This window comes from Vibrio sp. Y176 (assembly GCF_033438945.1).
In genome coordinates this window covers 1-803 of the sequence record NZ_JAWOQS010000346.1, presented here as the reverse complement: position 1 = coordinate 803, position 803 = coordinate 1, and the positions used below count along the sequence as shown (strand labels likewise).

Here is an 803-nt window from a genome sequence, read left to right as displayed (position 1 = left end):
ATCCACGCGCGAAAGTCGATATAGCCATCGCTGCACAATGGAGAAACGTACTCGTCGTAACACTCTTCCACTTCTGGTGGCACAATTTGCCATAACAGGCGCTGGCCAGCGATACGTACTGCACTGCGATAGAACTCATCAAGCAAAAGCAAATGCTGTGAGGAACCGCAGTTGTCACCCGTCATCTCTTCAGAATGGTTACTTCTAAAACGCTCTTCATCCATCAAGAAGAAGTTCGCTTCCACCCCTTGGCTTTGCGCCCAATCGGTGATCAGCAAACATTTGTTGGTGAGCAGTTCACGTTCGTCGCAATCCATCTCTGGCGAAATACATACCCAAATGTCTAAATCGCTGGAAGTGCTTTGACCAATCGATGACGTACTACCCATGGTATATAAGCCCAAGATCGCTGGCTTTTCTGCCGTCTTGAGTGGCTGACCAATGGCGAGTTGTATGTCGTCGATGAATTGCTGTTGGATAGGATTGAGTTCAAGCCCGTGTACGCCGAATGGAACGTCAGCGTCGTAGTAACCCGGAATGACTGGGTGATTGTAGTTCAGTAAGGCAGGAATCAAGTGGAAAACTTGCTGGCTTTGCGAATCCATAAGCGCCAGCGCGCGATCGATACGCTGCTGGTTCAAATTGTCTAATCGCTGAATGATGGTATAGGTGTAAGCCTGCAAGGGTAATTCCTTGGTTGAACAATCACGGACATCTGCTGATGTTTTAAACCAAAACGGCCTAAAAACGTGATCAATTTAACACTTTCATTGGAGTTGGTAAAGTTTTCCACCCGTAATTCG

At 47.3% G+C, this 803-nt stretch carries 1 pseudogene; it reads right to left on the bottom strand.

Features of this window, described 5'->3' with window-relative positions:
- A pseudogene (gene cyaA, locus R7O13_RS25980) lies at window positions 1–683 on the bottom strand (adenylate cyclase); the annotation flags it as partial.
- Window positions 684–803: the final 120 nt, after the last annotated feature.